The 20,274-nt window shown below is 60.5% G+C and carries 17 protein-coding genes; 10 read left to right on the plus strand and 7 right to left on the minus strand.

Annotated features, from left to right (window positions below):
* The first annotated feature begins 4 nt into the window (after positions 1–4).
* From C4J93_RS19485 to C4J93_RS19500, 4 genes are all read left to right on the plus strand, one after another.
* The gene (locus C4J93_RS19485) at positions 5–919 is read left to right on the plus strand and encodes a PLP-dependent cysteine synthase family protein (protein ID WP_124430249.1); all 915 of its coding nucleotides are present in this window, start codon (positions 5–7) and stop codon (positions 917–919) included.
* A gap of 37 nt (positions 920–956) precedes the next feature.
* On the plus strand, positions 957–1,949 hold the full coding sequence (locus tag C4J93_RS19490) for a serine O-acetyltransferase (RefSeq protein WP_124363941.1): 993 nt from the start codon (positions 957–959) through the stop codon (positions 1,947–1,949).
* Positions 1,950–1,951: 2 nt separating this feature from the next.
* Positions 1,952–2,683 carry an alanyl-tRNA editing protein gene (locus C4J93_RS19495; protein ID WP_124430250.1) on the plus strand — a complete coding sequence of 244 codons (732 nt, stop codon included), beginning with the start codon at positions 1,952–1,954 and terminating at the stop codon, positions 2,681–2,683.
* A 291-nt stretch (positions 2,684–2,974) separates the two neighbouring features.
* Complete coding sequence (locus C4J93_RS19500) at positions 2,975–4,306, plus strand: IS110 family transposase (protein WP_124430251.1); 1,332 nt, start codon at positions 2,975–2,977, stop codon at positions 4,304–4,306.
* A 144-nt stretch (positions 4,307–4,450) separates the two neighbouring features.
* On the opposite strand, the gene prpD is transcribed toward C4J93_RS19500, so the two are convergent.
* The 6 genes from prpD to C4J93_RS19530 form a co-directional block, all read right to left on the minus strand.
* Complete coding sequence (prpD, locus tag C4J93_RS19505; RefSeq protein ID WP_124430252.1) at positions 4,451–5,935, minus strand: 2-methylcitrate dehydratase; 1,485 nt, start codon at positions 5,933–5,935, stop codon at positions 4,451–4,453.
* Between the two features lie 199 nt (positions 5,936–6,134).
* On the minus strand, positions 6,135–7,325 hold the full coding sequence (gene prpF / locus C4J93_RS19510) for a 2-methylaconitate cis-trans isomerase PrpF (protein WP_124430253.1): 1,191 nt from the start codon (positions 7,323–7,325) through the stop codon (positions 6,135–6,137).
* Positions 7,326–7,335: 10 nt separating this feature from the next.
* Positions 7,336–9,930, minus strand: coding sequence for a Fe/S-dependent 2-methylisocitrate dehydratase AcnD (gene acnD, locus C4J93_RS19515; protein ID WP_124430254.1), 2,595 nt, complete (start codon positions 9,928–9,930; stop codon positions 7,336–7,338).
* Positions 9,931–10,121: 191 nt separating this feature from the next.
* Positions 10,122–11,249 carry a 2-methylcitrate synthase gene (gene prpC / locus C4J93_RS19520; protein WP_124363945.1) on the minus strand — a complete coding sequence of 376 codons (1,128 nt, stop codon included), beginning with the start codon at positions 11,247–11,249 and terminating at the stop codon, positions 10,122–10,124.
* 42 nt (positions 11,250–11,291) lie between these two features.
* Positions 11,292–12,185 (minus strand): methylisocitrate lyase, encoded by an 894-nt coding sequence (gene prpB, locus C4J93_RS19525; protein ID WP_124430255.1) that lies wholly within the window; start codon positions 12,183–12,185, stop codon positions 11,292–11,294.
* A 12-nt stretch (positions 12,186–12,197) separates the two neighbouring features.
* Positions 12,198–12,896, minus strand: a complete 699-nt coding sequence (locus tag C4J93_RS19530) for a GntR family transcriptional regulator (RefSeq protein ID WP_124407918.1) — start codon at positions 12,894–12,896, stop codon at positions 12,198–12,200.
* Positions 12,897–13,162: 266 nt separating this feature from the next.
* Between C4J93_RS19530 and C4J93_RS19535 the strand changes: the two genes are divergently transcribed.
* From C4J93_RS19535 to C4J93_RS19555, 5 genes are all read left to right on the plus strand, one after another.
* Entirely contained in the window at positions 13,163–13,699 is a 537-nt protein-coding gene (locus C4J93_RS19535) for an ATP-dependent zinc protease (RefSeq protein ID WP_124430256.1), read from the plus strand.
* A 5-nt stretch (positions 13,700–13,704) separates the two neighbouring features.
* Positions 13,705–15,237: an inactive transglutaminase family protein gene (locus tag C4J93_RS19540; RefSeq protein ID WP_124363949.1), complete on the plus strand. Its 1,533-nt coding sequence runs from the start codon at positions 13,705–13,707 to the stop codon at positions 15,235–15,237.
* Positions 15,237–16,223 carry an alpha-L-glutamate ligase-like protein gene (locus C4J93_RS19545; RefSeq protein ID WP_124363950.1) on the plus strand — a complete coding sequence of 329 codons (987 nt, stop codon included), beginning with the start codon at positions 15,237–15,239 and terminating at the stop codon, positions 16,221–16,223. The genes C4J93_RS19540 and C4J93_RS19545 overlap by 1 nt, the downstream gene beginning before the upstream one ends.
* Positions 16,224–16,323: 100 nt before the next feature.
* Positions 16,324–17,667 carry an aminodeoxychorismate synthase component I gene (gene pabB, locus C4J93_RS19550; RefSeq protein WP_124430257.1) on the plus strand — a complete coding sequence of 448 codons (1,344 nt, stop codon included), beginning with the start codon at positions 16,324–16,326 and terminating at the stop codon, positions 17,665–17,667.
* 282 nt (positions 17,668–17,949) lie between these two features.
* Positions 17,950–18,306 carry a type II toxin-antitoxin system HigA family antitoxin gene (locus C4J93_RS19555; protein ID WP_124363953.1) on the plus strand — a complete coding sequence of 119 codons (357 nt, stop codon included), beginning with the start codon at positions 17,950–17,952 and terminating at the stop codon, positions 18,304–18,306.
* A gap of 66 nt (positions 18,307–18,372) precedes the next feature.
* Here C4J93_RS19555 and thrH read toward each other — a convergent pair whose 3' ends face one another.
* Positions 18,373–18,990 (minus strand): bifunctional phosphoserine phosphatase/homoserine phosphotransferase ThrH, encoded by a 618-nt coding sequence (gene thrH / locus C4J93_RS19560; RefSeq protein WP_124404975.1) that lies wholly within the window; start codon positions 18,988–18,990, stop codon positions 18,373–18,375.
* A gap of 150 nt (positions 18,991–19,140) precedes the next feature.
* On the opposite strand from thrH, the gene C4J93_RS19565 reads away from it, so the two are divergent.
* A complete protein-coding gene (locus C4J93_RS19565; RefSeq protein WP_124430258.1) occupies positions 19,141–19,881 on the plus strand; it encodes a phosphoadenylyl-sulfate reductase in 741 nt (246 codons plus the stop codon).
* Positions 19,882–20,274 lie beyond the last annotated feature (393 nt).

The raw sequence follows: 20,274 nt of genomic DNA on the forward strand, positions 1-20,274 counted from the left end.
ACTGATGCTGCATAACTCCATTCTCGACGTGATCGGCCACACCCCGATCGTACGTCTGGCGCAGTTTTCCGAAGACCTCGGCATCGAGGTCTATGCCAAGCTGGAATCCCTCAACCCGGGCGGTAGCCACAAAGCGCGTATCGCCCTGGGCATGATCCTCGACGCCGAACGCCGGGGCGTGCTGATGCGCGACTCAGGGCAGACCATCATCGAACCCAGCGGTGGCAATACCGGCATCGGCCTGGTGATGGCGGGCAATGTGCTCGGCTACAAAGTGGTGCTGGTGATTCCGGACAACTACAGCCCCGAAAAACAGAAGCTGCTGCGCCTGTACGGCGCCCGGGTGGTGCTGTCGGACAGCCGCCTCGGTAACAATTCCCACGGCGAAAAGTGCATGGAGCTGCAGTTGGAAAACCCCAACTACGTGATGCTCAACCAGCAACGCAACGGCGCCAACCCGCAAACCCACCGCGACACCACCGCGCCGGAAATCATCCGCGCCTTCGGTGAGCGGCGTGTGGACTACTTCGTCAGCGGCATCGGCACCGGTGGGCATATCACCGGTATCGGCGAAACCCTCAAGGCCGCCTGGCCGGAGATCCGCGTGATGGGCGTGGAGCCGGAGGAATGCGACCTGCTCAAGGACCAGCACGCCTCGCACGCCATCCAGGGCCTGTCGATTGGGCTGATCCCGAGCATTCTCAACCTGGACGTACTGGACGGCATGCTCAAGGTGTCGCACGCGGCGTGCCTGGAGATGATCAAACGCATCATGCGCACCGACGCCATCAGTCTGGGGCTGTCCTCAGCCGCCAACATGGTCGCCATCGCCCAGCTCGCCCCGGAACTGCCGCCCGAAACGGTGGTGCTGACCATGGTCTACGACAATGCCGACAGCTACCTGCCCAGTTTCGAATAACCGGTTACCCAACCAACCAGAATGCGGGGGTGCCTCCATGGGAGGCTTTATCGACATGCAACAGCTGCATGATGAGTTGCTGACCCACCTCATCCAAACCCTGACGCCTGCGCAGATGAAGCAACTGGAGCCGCACCTGGCGCCGCTGATCCAGACTGCCGCCCAGGCGGTGGCCGAGGACTTGATCGCCTACGCCTATCGCGACCCGGCCTCGCGCGGGCGCGGCGAATTGATCCTGGAATCCTACGCCTCGTTCAAGGCGGTGTTGTTCTACCGGCTTGCGCACCTGGTGTGGAATTTCCCGGAGCCCGCCCCCGGCGTCTTTACCCGCATCGCCCTCAAGCTCAGCAACCAGGGCAAGATCCTCTCCGGGGCCGAGATTCACCCGGCTGCGCGCATCGGCCGGCGCTTTGTACTGGACCATGGCTACGGCACGGTCATCGGCGAAACCTGCGAGATCGGTAACGACTGCTACATCCTCTGCGGCGTGACCCTGGGCGCGCGCGGCATCGCCAACAACCCGGACGGCAAGCGCCATCCACGCCTGGGCAACAATGTCGAGGTCGGCGCCGGGGCACGGGTGCTGGGCTATGTGCAGATCGGCGACAACGTATTTATCAGCCCCTCCTGTGTCATTACCCAGGACGTGCCGGCGGGCACCAAGGTCAAGGTGGTCAACCAGATCCAGCTGCAGAAAAACGATGAATCGGATCACAGCAGCTACCTAGGCGCGTTCGCCCTGGATGAGCGCCTGCATGTCGTCGGCGAGGTGGATGCCGGCCATAAGGTCACGGTGCTGGACGCCGACTTCCATCCGCTGCCAGGGCTGATGCTCGAACCCACGGTGAAAGAGCGTCATCACCTGCAGTTTCGCCTGCGCCGCCTCGATACCGGCGAGCAACTGCCGCGCCTGCCGCTGAATCTGAAAGTCTGCGGCCCCGCGTTCGAGATCACCCTGCTCTCCCCCCCTGGCTTGAGTGCAATGGTGCGTCACCTGTTGCAGGCCAGCCCACTGATCGTCGGAGGTTGAACATGTCCGTGCATACCATGGAAACCCTGGCGCTGTTCGACAGCGCACCTTATCAAAACGCCTTCAGCGCCCGGGTGATTGCGGTCAGCGAGCATGGCGTCGCCCTGGAGCACACGCTGTTCTACCCCACCGGCGGTGGGCAACCGGGTGACACCGGCCACCTCACCCTGGCCGATGGCACCCGCGTGGCAGTCACTGGCACGGTGCGCGACCCGGTGCTGCGTTCGATCATCTGGCACCAGGTGGAACAGTGCCCCGCGCACCTGACCGCTGGCGTCCAGGTGGACGCCGGCCTGGATTGGGAGCGGCGCTACCAGCATATGAAGATGCATACCTGCGTGCACTTGCTGTGTTCCATCATCGATGCGCCCGTAACGGGCTGCAGCATCAGCGCGGACAAGGGACGCCTGGATTTCGACCTGCCGGAAATGACCCTGGATAAAGACACCATTACCCGCGACCTTAACGCCTTGATCGAACAGGCCCACGCGGTGAAAACCCTGTCGATGCCTGCCTCCGAGTACTCGACTCTGCTGCAGATCACCCGCACCCAGGCGGTAGCACCGCCGGTGATCCAAGGCTCGGTACGCGTGATTGAAATTCCCGGCATCGACATCCAGCCGTGCGGTGGCACCCATGTGCTCAACACCGAGGAAATCGGCCGGGTGTTCTGCGAGAAAATCGAGAAGAAGAGCAAGCACAACCGTCGGGTGATCCTCAGGTTCGAGTCATAACTGAGCCTGACTCGACAGTTGCAACAATGCGAAAACAATGTGGGAGGTCCCACTAAGTCTTCGACGTAGCGCTGTCGCGCATCAAACTGGTTCATCGTAAGGTTGAAGAACGCGTGCGGGGCAAAGGCCGTAGCCAACACTGGTGTGACAGCACCCGAGTGGGAGAGTGGCCTGCACGGTATCGGCGTGGAGTCAATGTCGGCACAGCAAAGCTGTGACCACGTATAAGAGAGTGAATCCGCTCGCCACCGTGTACCCCGCCCGCGTCGTTCAATCCTGCGAGGAATTGTCATGACGCGCAAGAACCAAAAGCGTTTTGAGGTTATCCATCCGGACTGCGCTGCCGTTGATGTGGGCGGCAGTGAGCATTTGGCCGCTGTTGATCCGACCAAATGCGATGATCCGGTTAAGCGGTTTTCAACCTTCACCGATGATTTGCATGCCATGGCCGATTGGTTTGAATCCATGGGCGTCAAGGTGGTGGCGATGGAGGCGACTGGAGTTTATTGGATCCCGCTCTTTGAAATACTCGATAGACGAGGGTTTGAAGTCTATCTCGTGAATTCCCGTGCGACTCGGCAAATAACCGGTCGCAAGTCCGACGTACTGGATTGTCAGTGGATCCTTCAGCTCATGACGCACGGTCTGCTGCGAGGCGCTTTTCGACCCTCGGACGATGTGTGTTCATTGCGCTCATTGGTCCGTCAGCGTGGCAATAAGGTCCGTGACCAAGCCAAGGCCCTTAACCGGATGCAAAAGGCTTTGGTCCAGATGAACATCCAACTGGCTCAAGTCATCAGCAACATTGCCGGGGTGACAGGCATGAGTATTTTGCGGGCAATCGTTGATGGAGAACGTGACCCCGAAGTACTTGCCATGCTCAGAGACAAGCGCGTCAAAGCCGACCAGGCCACTGTCGCCCGAAGTTTGCGGGGTAACTGGCGAGCTGAGCATTTGCATGCACTGAGTCAGGAACTGGCGGCTTACGACTTCCTTGAAAAACAGATTGGTGAATGCGATCAAGCTATTGCTTTTGCGCTTGAGCGGTTGCCTGCTCTTCAAGACGATGTCGTGCTCCCAGCTAAAACGCTGCGCAACCCACACCGCTCCACTGAGCAGCAATTGACCCTGCACCGAGCGCTGAATAAGGTGATGGGGGTGGATTTAACCGCAATTCCTACCATCGGCATCGATACGGCTTTGGTTTTGGCCAGCGAATTGGGATCGGACTTGTCACGGTTTCCGACCTCACAGCACTTCTGTTCCTGGCTGGGCCTCGCGCCGCCAACGCGAATTTCGGGAGGAAAACCCTTGCCCGGGAAATCTCTAAAAGTGATTAACCGAGCTGCACAGGCTTTAAAGCAAGCCGCTTCTATCGCACGCAATGATAAAAGCTTTATCGGAGCAAGCCATCGGGCGCGCCTAACCCGAATGGATACCTGCTGCGCAATCAAGGCGACAGCGCATCAACTGGCCCGGCTGATTTACGCGATGCTGACTAAAGGTCAACCGTACGTTGAAAAAGGAATCGAGGAGTTTGAAGAAAAAAGCCGTGACCGGCAGATGCGCGCCTTGGAGCGCAAGGCGCGTAAGTTGGGAATGCAGCTGGTTAAAGCGGCTTGAAATTAAGAGCAAAAACAATGAGTTATTTTTTGTTTGATAAGAGGGGGCTTGCTCCCGATAGCAGAGTGTCAGTCAACAGGTTCATTGGCTGATCCACCGCTATCGGGAGCAAGCCCCCTCCCACATTGGGTTGTGTGGTGTTTTTCAGATCATGAACAGGTCCATGAAGCGGTTGACTGGGGTAGCCTCAAGCCGTGCCTGGTCCTTGCACAACGCAAAAATCTCGGCGCTGCGCTGCGCGGTAAACCGCGTCGCCAGGTTGGCCTTGAACTTGTCTTCCAGCAGCGGGATTCCATCCTCCCGCCGACGACGATGGCCAATCGGATATTCCACCGCCACCTGCTCGGTGCAGGTGCCATCGATGAAGAACACCTGCAGCGCATTGGCGATGGAGCGCTTGTCGGCCTGCAGATATTCGCGGCTGTAACGGGGGTCTTCGACGATCACCATTTTCCCGCGCAGCTCATCGATGATCGGGTGGGCGGCATGGAATTGATCCTCATAGTGCTCGGCCACCAAGTCGCCGAAGGCCAACGGCACGGCGCTCATGTATTGCAGGCAATGGTCGCGGTCCGCCGCGTTGGCCAAAGGGCCGACTTTGGAAATGATGCGAATCGCCGACTCGTGGGTGGTGATCACGATGCGCTCGATTGCATGCAGGCGGTTCTTCACCAATGGGTGCAAAGTCACTGCCGCTTCGCAGGCCGTCTGCGCATGGAATTCAGCGGGAAAGCTGATCTTGAACAGCACGTTTTCCATCACGTAGGTGCCGTAGGGCTGGGACAGGCTGAACCTGCGTTGCTCTTCAGGTTTGAGGGCCAGATCCTTGTTGGTATGGCTGAACAATACGTCGTAGAACCCCCACTGTGGCGCGCTCAGCACGCCGGGGATACCCATCTCGCCGCGCAGCGCGATGTCGGCCAGCCGCACCCCGCGACTCGACGCATCGCCCGCCGCCCAGGATTTGCGCGAACCGGCGTTCGGCGCATGGCGGTAAGTGCGCAACGCCTGCCCATCGACGAACGCATGGGATAACGCCGCGAGCAATTGCTCACGGTTGGCGCCCATCAGCTTGGCGGTGACCGCCGTTGAGGCGACTTTCACCAGCAGCACATGGTCGAGGCCGACGCGATTGAAGGCGTTTTCCAGGGCAATCACGCCCTGGATTTCGTGGGCCATGATCATGGCTTCCAGCACCGCGCGCACGGTCAGCGGTGCGTCGCCATGGGCCACGCGTTTTTGCGACAAATGATCGGCCACGGCGAGGATGCCACCCAGGTTGTCCGAAGGGTGGCCCCATTCAGCCGCGAGCCAGGTGTCGTTGTAGTCGAGCCAGCGCACGATGCAGCCGATGTCCCAGGCGGCCTTGACCGGGTCCAACCGCAACGAAGTGCCCGGCACTCGTGCCCCAAACGGCACCACGGTGCCCTCGACGAGCGGCCCCAGGTGCTTGGTGCACTCAGGGAAGCGCAAGGCCAGCAGGCCGCAACCGAGAGTGTCCATCAGGCAGTTGCGGGCGGTGTCCAGTGCGGCCTCGGACTCGATCCGGTAGGTGAGGACATAGTCGGCAATGTCCTGCAGGACCTGATCGTAGTCGGGGCGATTGTTCTGGTCGACGTTGGCGCTCATGGCAGTTCTCCAAAAAGGGGTTGGGGTCAGTCCTCGGCTTACGGTTATTGAAGACAGATCTTGGATGCCTGCCTTGGAATAGAGATCCCTTGTGGGAGGGGGCTTGCTCCCGATAGCGGTGTATCAGTTGATGAATATGTCGACTGGCACTCAGCCATCGGGAGCAAGCCCCCTCCCACATAAAGCTCAGTGCCGAGTTTTAGAATGAGTCACCGGGAATACGCACAACCCCCTCCATCAACACCCGCGCACTGCGGCTCATGATGGCTTTCTTCACCACCCATTCACCGTTCACTTGCGTCGCCTCGGCACCCACGCGCAAGGTGCCCGACGGATGCCCGAAGCGCACGGCATTGCGTTCCACGCCACCTGCCGCCTGGTTGACCAGGGTGCCGGAAATCGCCGCCGCCGTGCCGATCGCCACCGCCGCCGTGCCCATCATTGCGTGGTGCAATTTGCCCATGGACAAGGCCCGCACCAGCAAATCCACATCACCGGCCTTGATCGCCTTGCCACTGGACGCCACGTAATCCGCAGGCTTGGCCACAAACGCCAGCTTCGGCGTGTGCTGGCGCAGGGCTGCTTCGTCCAGGTGCTTGATCAGGCCCATGCGCAACGCGCCATAGGCACGCACGGTCTCGAACATCGCCAGCGCTTTCGGGTCGCCGTTGACCGCGCCTTGCAACTCAGTGCCGGTGTAGCCTAAATCTTGAGCATTGATAAAAATCGTCGGGATGCCGGCGTTGATCAGGGTGGCCTTGAAGGTGCCGACGCCGGGCACTTCCAGCTCATCGATCAGGTTGCCGGTGGGGAACATCGAGCCACCACCGCCCTCTTCTTCCGCCGCTGGGTCGATGAATTCCAGCTGCACTTCGGCGGCTGGAAAGGTCACGCCGTCCAGCTCGAAATCGCCGGTTTCCTGCACGGCGCCGTCAGTGATCGGCACATGGGCGATGATGGTCTTGCCGATATTGGCTTGCCATATGCGCACCACGGCCACGCCGTTGTGGGGCACGCGGCCTGGGTCGACCAGGCCGGCGCTGATCGCGAACGAACCGACCGCCGCCGATAGGTTGCCGCAGTTGCCACTCCAATCGACAAACGGCTTGTCGATGGACACCTGGCCGAACAGGTAATCCACATCGTGCCCGGCACGCGTGCTCTTGGCCAGGATCACGGTTTTGCTGGTGCTGGACGTGGCGCCGCCCATGCCATCGATTTGCTTGTCATAGGGGTCGGGGCTGCCGATCACCCGCAACAGCAAGGCGTCGCGGGCAGCGCCCGGTACTTGCGCCGAGGGCGGCAGGTCCTCGAGGCTGAAGAAAACCCCCTTGCTGGTGCCGCCACGCATATAGGTGGCGGGGATCTTGATTTGCGCTACGTGTGCCATGGTTAACCCCTCAGGCCGTCGCCGCCGATTCCAGGAAGTCCTGGGCAAAACGTTGCAACACGCCGCCCGCCTCGTAGATCGACACTTCTTCAGCGGTGTCCAGACGGCAGGTCACCGGCACTTCGACACGCTCGCCATTCCTGCGGTTGATCACCAGGGTCAATTGCGCGCGCGGCGTGCGTTCGCCGACCACATCATAGGTTTCGCTGCCGTCGATCTTGAGAGTGTGGCGATCGGTGCCCGGCAAGAATTCCAGGGGCAACACGCCCATGCCGACCAGGTTGGTGCGGTGGATGCGCTCGAAACCTTCGGCGGCGATCGCTTCCACACCGGCCAGGCGTACGCCCTTGGCGGCCCAATCGCGGGACGAACCCTGGCCGTAGTCGGCGCCCGCGATAATGATCAGCGGCTGCTTGCGTTCCATGTAGGTTTCGATGGCTTCCCACATACGCGTGACCGTGCCTTCCGGCTCGATACGCGCCAGGGAGCCCTGCTTGACCTTGCCGTTTTCCTGCACCATTTCGTTGAACAGTTTCGGGTTGGCGAAGGTGGCGCGCTGTGCGGTCAGGTGGTCGCCCCTGTGGGTCGCGTAGGAGTTGAAGTCAACTTCCGGCAAGCCCATTTTCGCCAGGTACTCGCCGGCGGCGCTGTCGAGCATGATCGCGTTGGAGGGCGACAGGTGGTCGGTGGTGATGTTGTCCGGCAGCACGGCCAGCGGGCGCATGCCCTTGAGCGGACGTGCGCCGGCCAAGGCGCCTTCCCAATACGGCGGGCGGCGAATATAGGTGCTTTGCGGGCGCCAGTCGTACAGCGGGGTGACTTTGGGGCCGGTGTCTTCGTGAATCGCGAACATCGGGATATACACGGCGCGAAACTGTTCCGGCTTGACCGAGGCCTTGACCACTGCGTCGATTTCTTCGTCGCTCGGCCAGATGTCCTGCAGGCGGATTTCCTTGCCGTCGACGTCGAGCCCGAGCACGTCTTTCTCGATATCGAAACGAATGGTGCCGGCAATCGCATAGGCCACTACCAGCGGCGGCGAAGCGAGGAAGGCCTGCTTGGCGTACGGATGAATACGCCCGTCGAAGTTGCGGTTACCTGACAGCACAGCGGTGGCGTAGAGGTCGCGGTCGATGATTTCCTGCTGGATCACCGGGTCGAGCGCGCCGGACATGCCGTTGCAGGTCGTGCACGCGAAGGCCACCACGCCGAAACCGAGTTTTTCCAGCTCATGCCCCAGGCCGGCTTCTTCCAGGTACATGGCCACGGTTTTCGAGCCCGGCGCCAGGGACGACTTGACCCACGGCTTGCGCGTCAGCCCGAGCCGGTTGGCGTTGCGCGCCAGCAGGCCGGCGGCGATCACGTTGCGCGGGTTGCTGGTGTTGGTGCAACTGGTGATGGCGGCAATGATCACGGCGCCGTCGGGCATTTGCCCCGGTACGTCGTCCCACTGGCCGCTGATGCCTTTGGCCGCCAGGTCACGGGTGGCGACACGGGCGTGAGGGTTGCTCGGGCCCGCCATGTTGCGCACCACGCTGGACAGGTCGAACCTCAGGCCGCGCTCGTATTGCGCGCCTTTCAGCTCGTCAGCCCACAGCCCGGTGTGGCGTGCGTACTGTTCCACCAGAGCGACCTGTTCCTCTTCGCGACCGGTGAGCTTCAGGTAGGCGATCGTCTGCTGGTCAATGTAGAACATCGCTGCGGTGGCGCCGTATTCCGGGGCCATGTTGGAGATGGTCGCGCGGTCGCCCAAGGTCAGGGCCGAAGCGCCTTCACCGAAGAACTCCAACCACGCACCGACGACTTTCTGTTGGCGCAGGAACTCGGTCAGCGCCAGCACCATATCGGTGGCGGTGATGCCCGGCTGCAGCTTGCCGGTCAGCTCCACCCCGACAATTTCCGGCAGACGCATCCATGAGGCACGCCCGAGCATCACGCTTTCGGCTTCAAGGCCGCCGACCCCGATGGCGATCACGCCCAGGGCATCCACATGCGGAGTGTGGCTGTCGGTGCCGACGCAGGTGTCCGGGAAGGCCACGCCGTCGCGAACCTGAATCACCGGTGACATTTTCTCCAGGTTGATCTGGTGCATGATGCCGTTGCCGGGCGGGATCACGTCGACGTTCTTGAAGGCCTTTTTGGTCCACTCGATAAAGTGGAAGCGATCTTCGTTGCGGCGGTCTTCGATGGCGCGGTTCTTTTCGAACGCCTGCGGGTCGGCACCACCGGCTTCGACGGCCAGGGAGTGGTCGACGATCAACTGGGTCGGCACCACCGGGTTGACCTGCGCCGGATCGCCGCCTTGCAGGGCGATGGCGTCGCGCAGGCCGGCGAGGTCTACCAGGGCGGTCTGGCCGAGGATGTCATGGCACACCACGCGGGCCGGGAACCATGGGAAATCGAGGTCACGCTTGCGCTCGATCAACTGGCTCAGGGAAGCATTGAGGCTGGCCGGGTCGCAACGACGCACCAGGTTTTCCGCGAGTACGCGGGAGGTATACGGCAAGGTGGCGTAGGCGCCGGGAGTGATTGCCTCGACAGCCGCGCGGGCGTCGAAGTAATCCAGGCGGCTGCCGGGAAGCGGTTTGCGAAATTCAGTGTTCATCGTCAGGACTCGGTCACGGTGATTACAAAGGAAGACCTGCGCCGATCCAGAATGGAATGCGATCAAAGTGTGGGAGGGGGCTTGCCCCCGATAGCGGTGGTTCAGTGCCGGCTGTATCAACTGACAGATTGCTATCGGGGGCAAGCCCCCTCCCATATTTGATTCGGTTACCACTGCAGGATCGTCGATCTTCAGCGACGTTCGATTGGCACGAACTTGCGCTGCTCAACGCCGGTGTACTCGGCGCTTGGACGGATGATGCGGTTATTGGCGCGTTGCTCGAACACGTGCGCCGCCCAGCCGGTGAGCCGCGAACAAACGAAGATCGGCGTGAACAGCTTGGTCGGGATGCCCATGAAGTGGTACGCCGAGGCATGGTAGAAATCGGCGTTGGGGAACAGCTTCTTCTGCTCCCACATGGTCTTGTCGATGGCTTCGGAAACCGCAAACAGCACCGTGTCGCCCACTTCGTCAGCGAGTTTTTTCGACCAACCCTTGATCACTTCATTACGCGGGTCGTTGTCTTTGTAGATGGCGTGGCCAAAGCCCATGATCTTGTCCTTGCGCGCCAGCATGCCGAGGGTGCCTTCGACGGCCTCTTCGGCCGAACCGAAACGCTCGATCATCTCCATCGCCGCTTCGTTGGCGCCGCCGTGCAGCGGGCCGCGCAGGGAACCGATGGCGGCGGTGACGCAGGAATACAGGTCGGACAAGGTCGACGCGCACACCCGGGCAGTGAAGGTCGAGGCGTTGAATTCGTGTTCGGCATAGAGGATCAGCGACACGTTCATCACTTTGACGTGCAGATCGCTCGGCTTCTTGCCATGCAGCAGGTGCAGGAAGTGCCCGCCGATGCTGGGCTCGTCGGTGACGCAGTCGATGCGCTTGCCGTCGTGGCTGAAGCGGTACCAGTAGCACATGATCGCCGGGAACGCGGCGAGCAGGCGGTCGGTGACGTCACGCTGCACGCTGAAGTCTTTTTCCGGCTCGATATTGCCCAGGAATGAGCAACCGGTGCGCATCACATCCATCGGGTGGGCGTCGGCGGGGATGCGTTCCAGCACTTCTTTCAACGCTTGCGGCAAGTCGCGCAGCTGGCTCAGCCTGGCGCTGTAGGCCGCCAGTTCGGCGCTGGTCGGCAGTTCGCCGTACAGCAGCAGGTAGGCGACTTCTTCAAATTGCGCATCAGCGGCCAGTTCACGCACGTCATAGCCGCGATAGGTCAAGCCGGCGCCGGCCTGGCCGACGGTCGACAGTGCGGTCTGCCCGGCCACCTGGCCACGCAGGCCGGCACCACTCAATACTTTTGCTTCAGCCATGGTTCTTCTCCAATTTTGTCGTTATTCAAGGAGGCGCGCTTGCTACTTCTTCGCGGCAAACAGCGCGTCGAGCTTCTGCTCGAAGGTGTGGTAGTCGATACGATCGTAAAGCTCCATGCGGGTTTGCATGGTGTCGATCACGTTCTGTTGCGTACCGTCGCGGCGGATCGCGGTGTAGACGTTTTCGGCTGCCTTGTTCATGGCGCGGAAGGCCGAGAGCGGGTACAGCACGATGGAAACATCGGCAGACTTCAACTGTTCGGTGGTGAACAGCGGGGTCGCGCCGAATTCGGTGATGTTGGCCAGGATCGGCGCTTTCACCCGCGAGGCGAACAGCTTGTACATCTCAAGTTCAGTGATGGCTTCCGGGAACACCATGTCGGCACCGGCCTCGATGCACGCGGCGGCACGCTCCAGGGCGGATTCCAAACCTTCCACGGCCAGGGCGTCGGTGCGGGCCATGATCACGAAGCTGTCATCGGTGCGTGCGTCCACGGCGGCCTTGATGCGGTCGACCATTTCCTGCAGGGACACGATCTCTTTGTTGGGCCGATGGCCGCAGCGCTTGGCGCCGACCTGGTCTTCGATGTGGATGGCCGCCGCGCCGAACTTGATCATCGACTTGACGGTGCGCGCGACGTTGAACGCCGAGGAACCGAAACCGGTGTCCACGTCCACCAGCAGCGGCAGGTCGCATACGTCAGTGATGCGGCGTACGTCGGTCAGCACGTCATCCAGGCCGGTGATGCCCAGGTCCGGAACACCCAGGGAGCCTGCAGCCACGCCGCCACCGGACAGGTAAATCGCCTTGAAGCCGGCGCGTTTGGCCAGCAAGGCGTGGTTGGCGTTGATTGCGCCGACCACCTGCAACGGCTGTTCACTGGCGACCGCGTCACGAAAACGCTGGCCTGGGGTGCTGTTGTGCGTGGAACTCATGACTCACCTCTTTTATTGGGGAGCGCCGTCCGGAAAGTGACGGGCGATGTTGCGTTTGGAAGCGCCGATATGCCGACGCATCAACAGTTCGGCCAGTTCACCATCGCGATCGGCAATCGCGTCAAGAATGCGGTGATGCTCGGCAAAGGCCTGGCGTGGACGATTGGGGGTGGCGGAAAACTGGATGCGGTACATGCGCACCAATTGGTACAGCTCGCCGCAGAGCATCTGGGTCAGGGTGCGGTTGCCGGCGCCCTGGATGATCCGGTAGTGAAAATCGAAGTCGCCTTCCTGCTGGTAATAGCCGACACCGGCCTGAAACGCGGCATCCCGTTCATGGGTGTGCAATACCTGGCGCAATTCCTCGATTTCCGCGTCGGTCATGCGCTCGGCCGCCAGCCGGCACGCCATGCCTTCCAATGACTCGCGGATTTCATAAAGCTCGATCAGCTCGGCATGACTCAACGACACCACACGGGCGCCGACGTGGGGCACCCGCACCAGCAGGCGCTGGCCTTCCAGGCGGTGAATCGCCTCGCGCAGCGGGCCACGGCTGATGCCATAGGTGCGCGCCAGCTCCGGTTCGGAAATCTTGGAGCCCGGGGCGATCTCGCCCTTGACGATGGCGGCCTGGATTCGCCGGAAGACGTTTTCCGACATAGTTTGGGATTCGTCCGACAGCGCCGGCGGAGATTCCGTTTGATCCAGCATATTGTCGACACCTTTAAAAGCAATGCTGCAAAAACTAGTCAATTACCCCCACTTAGTCAAAGAATAAATCAACATTGTCGACAATCGTCTAATAACCTCCGGCGTGGATCCAAGAGCATGGCCGCCTGCCAGCGCTGGCGCCAAAAAAGCATCATGTTAGAATGCCCGCCGCATTTGCCTGACATCGCTAGATGAAATGGCGCACGAGGGAGCTTGCGCAGTAATGCCAGTCGCCTTGAATTTCGCACTGCATCGCCTCAGGAATTATGAGACTCAAGCCCTTCCCCCTACTGTTATGCCTACTGTCCCTACCGTGCCTTGGCGTTGCCGCCGAGAAGACCGTGTATGGCCTGAATGAATATGCCAAGCTGGCGGGCCTCGACCTGGAAGTCGCGGCCAAGCTCGACACGGGCGCCAAGACCGCCTCGCTGAGTGCGCGCGATATCAAACGCTTCAAGCGCAACGGGGAGTCCTGGGTACGCTTCTACCTGGCCATCGATGCCGCCCATTCCCATCCCATCGAACGTCCACTGGCCCGCGTCAGCAAGATCAAGCGCCGCGCCGGTGATTACGATCCTGAGGAGGACAAGCAGTACACCGCTCGTCCGGTGATTGCCCTGGATATCTGCATGGGCAGCGCTTTACGCAGCATCGAAGTGAACTTGACTGACCGCAGCACCTTCCAATACCCGCTGCTGATCGGCTCCGAAGCGCTCAAGCGCTTTGATGCGCTGATCGACCCCAGCCTTAAATATGCAGCAGGCAAACCTGCCTGCGCCGCCGACGCTCATACCGCCGAGTAAACCGAATGCGCTCTCTGACCCTGCACCTGAAAATCCTGATCACCATTTTGGTGGTGCTGGGTATTTCGGTCACCGCCTACCAGATCTTCGTGCTGGGCATCCCTGTCACCGAGGACGCCACCGATGACTTGTGGAACATCGACGCGAAGGTCGAGTTCGTCGCCAACCCCAAGGACCCGGTGAAGGTTTCGATGTTCGTGCCGCCGTTGAGCCGCGACTTCGTCAGCCTCAATGAGAGCTTTATTTCGAACAACTACGGGGTGAGCGTCAATCGCGCCGATGGCAACCGCAAGGTCACCTGGTCGGCGCGCCGCGCCAAGGGCAACCAGACCCTGTATTACCGCCTGGTGCTGACCAAGCGCTACAGCGGTGAAAAGGTCAAGATCAAGGGCCCGACGTTCCGCGACAGCATCGCCGTGGAAGGCCCGGAAAAAATCGCCGCCGAAGCCTTGCTCGCACCGATTCGCCAGCACTCGGCAGACGTCGAGACCTTTATTACCGAAGCCATCAAGCGCACCAACAACCTCAACGACGACAATGTGAAACTGCTGCTGGCGGGCGACCCGTCGACGTCGCACAAGGCCAAGATCGTTGAATTGCTGCTGTCCATCGCCCACGTACCGGTGGAAAAAGTCCACACCATTCGTCTCGTCGCCGACCAGCCGCAATCTCCGGAACTGTGGCTGCGCAGCTTCAACGGGAATGACTGGCTGTACTTCAACCCGGAAACCGGTGAACAAGGCCTGCCCGCCGACCGCCTGCTGTGGTGGACCGGCGATGAAAACCTGATCACGGTCGATGGCGGCAAGAAAGCCATGGTGACCTTCAGCCTGAACAACAGCGAAATGAACGCGATTCGCCTGGCCAAGCTGACCGACGAAAATACCGACGCCAATTTCCTCGAATACTCGCTGTACGGCCTGCCGCTGCAAACCCAGCAGACGTTCATGATCATGGTGATGATCCCGATTGGCGTGCTGGTGATCCTGATCCTGCGCAACCTGATCGGCCTGCAGACCCTCGGCACCTTTACCCCGGTGCTGATTGCCCTGGCCTTCCGCGAGACGCAACTGGGTTTCGGGATTGTGCTGTTTACAATCATCACCGCGCTGGGGCTGTCGCTCAGGTCCTACCTTGAGCACTTGAAACTGCAGATGCTGCCGAGGCTGTCGGTGGTGCTGACCTTCGTGGTGGTGCTGATTGCCGCCATCAGCCTGTTCAGCCACAAGCTGGGCCTGGAGCGGGGCCTGTCGGTAGCGCTGTTCCCGATGGTGATCCTGACCATGACCATCGAACGCCTGTCGATCACCTGGGAAGAGCGCGGCGCCAACCATGCGCTGAAAGTGGCGATCGGCACGCTGTTCGCGGCATCCCTGGCGCACATCATCATGAGCGTGCCGGAGCTGATCTACTTCGTGTTCACCTTCCCGGCGATCCTGCTGATCCTGGTGGGCTTCATGCTGGCCATGGGCCGTTATCGCGGCTACCGCCTGACCGAACTGGTACGTTTCAAGGCATTCCTGAAGGCTGACTCCTAATGTTCGGCTTCTGGAAGACCTGGAAGGCCCTGGAAGCGCGCGGGATCATGGGCATCAACCGGCGTAACGCCGACTACGTGCTCAAGTACAACAAGCGCAGCCTGTACCCGATCGTGGATGACAAGATCATCACCAAGGAACGGGCCATGGCGGCCGGCATCCATGTACCTGAAATGTATGGGGTAATCTCCACCGAGAAAGAAATCGACAAGCTCGACGAAATCATCGGTGGGCGCAGCGACTTCGTGATCAAGCCCGCCCAGGGCGCCGGCGGCGACGGCATCCTGGTGGTGGCGGACCGCTTTGAGGGACGCTATCGCACAGTGTCCGGCAAGATCATCAGCCATGAAGAAATCGAGCACCAGATTTCCAGCATTCTCACGGGCCTGTACTCCCTCGGTGGCCACCGCGATCGCGCCTTGATCGAATACCGCGTGGTACCCGACCAGATCTTCAAGAGCATCAGCTACGAAGGCGTGCCGGACATCCGCATCATCGTGCTGATGGGCTATCCGGTGATGGCGATGCTGCGCTTGCCGACGCGCCAGTCCGGTGGCAAGGCCAACCTGCACCAAGGCGCGATTGGCGTGGGCGTCGACCTCGCCACCGGCCTGACCTTGCGTGGCACCTGGCTGAACAACATCATCACCAAGCACCCCGATACCACCAACGCGGTGGACGGCGTACAACTGCCCAACTGGGACGGTTTCATGAAGCTGGCGGCCGGCTGTTATGAGCTGTGCGGCCTGGGCTATATCGGTGTGGACATGGTGCTGGACCAGGAAAAAGGCCCGCTGATCCTGGAATTGAACGCGCGGCCTGGGCTGAATATCCAGATTGCCAACGACTGCGGCCTGACTCTGCGCACCCATGCGGTGGAGGCGCGGCTGGAAGAACTGAAAGCCGCTGGCGTGAGCGAAACCCCGGAAGAACGGGTGAAGTTCGTGCAAGAGATGTTTGGCCATATACCGCCCGTGGAAGGCTGATCCGGCCTTCGAACTGTCTATCCCCGACATCCCCTCTAGGAGCAAATCCTACAGGGGACTACAATCCCCTCCCCCGCGCCACTGGCTGATCCACCCCCGCATGCCGACCTGTTCCGTTTACCCGTTGCCCTATCGAGCCAACCCCGCCGAGTATTTTGCGGCGATTCGCCATGCGCCCGGTGCGGTGCTGCTCGACAGCGGCCGCCCGGCGGCCGAGCGTGGCCGTTATGACCTGCTCAGCGCCTGGCCTGAGGCGACCTTGGCGGTTGAGCCTGACGAAAGCGGCGACGATTTCCTGCAACGCTTGCGCAAAAGCCTGACGCACTTGGGCGAAGCAGCATTGCCTGCCGGCCTGGAGCTGCCGTTTGCCGGAGGCTTGATCGGCTATCTGAGTTACGATTTCGGCCGACACCTGGAACAGATGCCGCACCTGGCGGTAGATGACTTGCACCTGCCCGACGCGCGCTTCGGACTGTATGCCTGGGCGCTGATCAGCGATCACGCTGCGCAGTCCAGCCAACTGGTGTTCCACCCAAATCTTGCAGACAGCGAGCGGCAACGCCTGATCAGCCTGTTCAGCGCCGGCGTCGTCGACAGGTCTGCGGCGTTCAAGTTGCAAGGTCCCATGGCACCGGACCTGGCGGCCGAGGCCTATCGGCAGGCCATCGTGCGTATTCAGGACTATATCGAGGCCGGCGACTGCTACCAGGTCAACTTCGCCCAGCGCTTTCGCGCGCCCTGCATCGGTGATCCATGGTCCGCCTATTGCGCGCTGCGCAAGGCCTGCCCGACGCCGTTTTCCGGGTTCCAGAGCCTGCCGGAAGGTGGCGCGGTGCTGAGCCTGTCGCCGGAACGCTTCGTCAAGGTCAGCCAGCGCCAGGTTGAAACCCGCCCGATCAAAGGCACCCGCCCCCGTGGCCCCACGCCGCACGAAGATGCGGCACACGCCGCCGAACTCTTGGCCAGTCCCAAGGATCGCGCAGAAAACCTGATGATCGTCGACCTGCTGCGCAACGACCTCGGCCGCAGTTGCCGTATCGGCTCGGTAAAAGTACCCGAATTGTTCAGCCTGGAAAGCTACCCCAACGTGCACCATCTGGTGAGCAGCGTCACCGGCACATTGGCCGACGATAAAGATGCCCTCGACCTCATCGCCGGCAGCTTCCCAGGCGGTTCTATCACTGGTGCGCCGAAGATCCGCGCGATGCAGATCATCGACGAACTGGAACAGACCCGACGCGGCCTGTACTGCGGTTCGCTGATGTACCTGGACGTGCGCGGCGAAATGGACAGCTCTATCGCCATCCGCAGTTTGCTGGTCAAGGACGCGCAGGTGTGCTGCTGGGGCGGCGGCGGGATCGTAGCGGACTCGCAGTGGGAGGCGGAATATCAGGAGTCGCTGACCAAGGTACAGGTGTTGTTACACACGTTGGAAGGCCTCTAGCACCCAAGCCACTCCTGCCGCTGAGGGCAGCGAGTTCGGCACGAAAAAACCTGAATCAGAACGGTAATGGACCAACAGTGAGCGGCGCGATAGCGTCCGACTTCCGCCGCCCACCGCCGTCTGTGAAGGATCACATATGCCACTCAATCGTCAGAGCTTGTTTCTGGGATTGCACGCTCATCTACTCGGCCCTAATATCTCCCAATATGGGAGGAAAGAGCGATGCATCCGCTTCGTCGGCACCCACGCGCAGTACGACACCATCAATGCGGAGACCGTGTAATGAACATCAAACCTATTCACTCTCAGGAAGACCTGGCCGCTGCGCTCGCGCGCGTCGAGCAGATTTGGGGAGCGGCCATCGGCAGTGCCGAAGGTGACGAGCTGGAAATCCTCGCTGTTCTGATTGAGAAGTACGAGGCGGAACACTTTCCGATGCCGCCTTCGGACCCAGTGGAAGCGATCAAATTCCGCATGGAACAAATGGGCTTGACTGCCCGCGATTTGGAGCCATTCATCGGCCCCAGCGGGCGAGTTTCAGAAGTGTTGAACGGCAAGCGCAAGCTGAGCCTGGCGATGATCAAACGCCTGCATGAGGGATTGTGTATCCCATATGAACGGTTACTGGCGGGCATTTAGGCGCAGCTGGGAGGGCCATGTGGAGAGGGCTTGCTCCCGATGAGGCCATCAGCCGCGCCAGATAATTTACAGGCTCAACTGTCGGCTGGACGCCTTGATAAACTCCCGCTTCAAATCCTCAAACGTATGCACCGCCGGAAACTGCGGGAACTCGCGAATCACATTCTCCGGCGCGTGGAATAGAATCCCTCGGTCTGCCTCGCCCAGCATGGTGGTGTCGTTATAGGAATCCCCCGCCGCAATCACTCGGTAGTACAGCGTCTTGAACGCCAATACCGACTGGCGCTTGGGGTCTTTCTGACGCAGTTGGTAGCTGACCACCCGGTCGTTTTCATCCGTGATCAGGCGATGGCAAAGCAAGGTCGGAAAGCCCAGCTGACGCATCAGCGGCTGGGAGAATTCGTAGAACGTGTCGGAGAGGATCACCACCTGGAAGCGCTCGCGCAGCCAGTTGACGAACTCGATGGCGCCGTCCAGTGGCTTGAGGGTGGCGATCACTGCCTGGATATCGGCAAGCTTGAGCCCGTGCTCATCGAGGATACGCAGGCGCTGCTGCATCAACACGTCGTAGTCGGGAATGTCACGGGTGGTGGCGCGCAGGGATTGGATACCGGTTTTTTCGGCGAAGGCGATCCAGATTTCCGGAACCAGTACCCCTTCCAGGTCGAGACAGGCAATTTCCACAGGACACTCCGTTCGTATTATTCAAGTTGAGCGAGCAAAAGGACTGCCGAACTCTAGCGACTCAAGCACGCCGCCGCAACGCAGGGTAGATTTTGATACCATCGCCCCCTATAGAGCGCTCAGCGCCACTGACCTGTAGGAACCGTCCTGATGAACCAAGCCTTCGACGTCGTTGAACTCGCCACGACCTATGCCAACAAGTCCGCTCAGGACATCCTCAAGCTGGCGTTCAGCCAGTTCGGTGACGACCTGTGGATTTCCTTCAGCGGCGCCGAGGATGTGGTGCTGGTGGACATGGCCTGGAAGCTGAACAAGAACGTCAAGGTGTTCAGCCTCGACACCGGCCGCCTGCACCCGGAAACCTACCGGTTCATCGAACAGGTGCGTGAGTTCTACAAGATCGACATCGAACTGATCTCGCCGGACCAGAGCAAGCTGGAACCCTTCGTCAAAGAGAAGGGCCTGTTCAGCTTCTATAAGGACGGTCATGGCGAGTGCTGTGGCATACGCAAGATCGAACCGCTGCGCCGCAAGCTCGCAGGCGTGCGTGCCTGGGCCACCGGCCAGCGCCGCGACCAGAGCCCGGGCACCCGCAGCCAGGTGGCCGCGCTGGAAATCGATACGGCGTTTTCTACCCCGGAACGTACCTTGTACAAATTCAATCCGCTGGCGCAAATGACCAGCGAGGATATCTGGGGTTATATCCGCATGCTGGAGCTGCCCTATAACAGCCTGCATGAACGCGGTTTTATCAGCATCGGCTGCGAGCCCTGCACTCGACCGGTATTGCCGAACCAGCATGAGCGCGAAGGTCGTTGGTGGTGGGAGGAAGCCACGCAGAAGGAATGCGGGCTGCATGCCGGGAATATCATCAGCAAGACAAAAGCCTGACACCGTTAACCTGTGGGAGGGGGCTTGCCCCCGATGGCGTAGTGTCAGGCACTGTATGGGGTGACTGACCCAGCGCTATCGGGGGCAAGCCCCTCCCACATTTGTTTTGTGTTCGCGACGAAAATGTACACATAGTTGTAACCATCGGTGCCATTTATGTGTGCAATCCAATATAAATCGCACCAAAACGTAACACTTCTTTCCTCTCTATTTTTGCCCTCCTGAGTCTGCCCCCTTCCCCATAAAAATAAATAGCTGTTCGAACGGTCAATTTATATCGCTTTCAATTCAGCCAGTTATTTCAATAAGCGATAAAAACGAAATTAACCGTAGTTTTGATCGCTGCAAAACTGGCACGCATGTGGCTTAAGGTGAAATACGCTTTGTATACAA

This window comes from Pseudomonas sp. R2-37-08W (genome assembly GCF_003851705.1).
In the GTDB taxonomy this organism is placed as follows: Bacteria; Pseudomonadota; Gammaproteobacteria; order Pseudomonadales; family Pseudomonadaceae; genus Aquipseudomonas.

Coding starts and splice junctions, on each gene's coding strand:
- prpF (WP_124430253.1), bottom strand. CDS start 7,325: ATGGCACACGTAGCGCAAATCAAGATCCCCGCCACCTATATGCGTGGC.
- prpC (WP_124363945.1), bottom strand. CDS start 11,249: ATGGCTGAAGCAAAAGTATTGAGTGGTGCCGGCCTGCGTGGCCAGGTG.
- C4J93_RS19535 (WP_124430256.1), top strand. CDS start 13,163: ATGAGACTCAAGCCCTTCCCCCTACTGTTATGCCTACTGTCCCTACCG.
- C4J93_RS19540 (WP_124363949.1), top strand. CDS start 13,705: ATGCGCTCTCTGACCCTGCACCTGAAAATCCTGATCACCATTTTGGTG.
- C4J93_RS19490 (WP_124363941.1), top strand. CDS start 957: ATGGGAGGCTTTATCGACATGCAACAGCTGCATGATGAGTTGCTGACC.
- C4J93_RS19500 (WP_124430251.1), top strand. CDS start 2,975: ATGACGCGCAAGAACCAAAAGCGTTTTGAGGTTATCCATCCGGACTGC.
- prpD (WP_124430252.1), bottom strand. CDS start 5,935: ATGAGCGCCAACGTCGACCAGAACAATCGCCCCGACTACGATCAGGTC.
- C4J93_RS19545 (WP_124363950.1), top strand. CDS start 15,237: ATGTTCGGCTTCTGGAAGACCTGGAAGGCCCTGGAAGCGCGCGGGATC.
- C4J93_RS19495 (WP_124430250.1), top strand. CDS start 1,952: ATGTCCGTGCATACCATGGAAACCCTGGCGCTGTTCGACAGCGCACCT.
- prpB (WP_124430255.1), bottom strand. CDS start 12,185: ATGAGTTCCACGCACAACAGCACCCCAGGCCAGCGTTTTCGTGACGCG.
- acnD (WP_124430254.1), bottom strand. CDS start 9,930: ATGAACACTGAATTTCGCAAACCGCTTCCCGGCAGCCGCCTGGATTAC.
- C4J93_RS19555 (WP_124363953.1), top strand. CDS start 17,950: ATGAACATCAAACCTATTCACTCTCAGGAAGACCTGGCCGCTGCGCTC.
- C4J93_RS19565 (WP_124430258.1), top strand. CDS start 19,141: ATGAACCAAGCCTTCGACGTCGTTGAACTCGCCACGACCTATGCCAAC.
- C4J93_RS19485 (WP_124430249.1), top strand. CDS start 5: ATGCTGCATAACTCCATTCTCGACGTGATCGGCCACACCCCGATCGTA.
- C4J93_RS19530 (WP_124407918.1), bottom strand. CDS start 12,896: ATGCTGGATCAAACGGAATCTCCGCCGGCGCTGTCGGACGAATCCCAA.
- pabB (WP_124430257.1), top strand. CDS start 16,324: ATGCCGACCTGTTCCGTTTACCCGTTGCCCTATCGAGCCAACCCCGCC.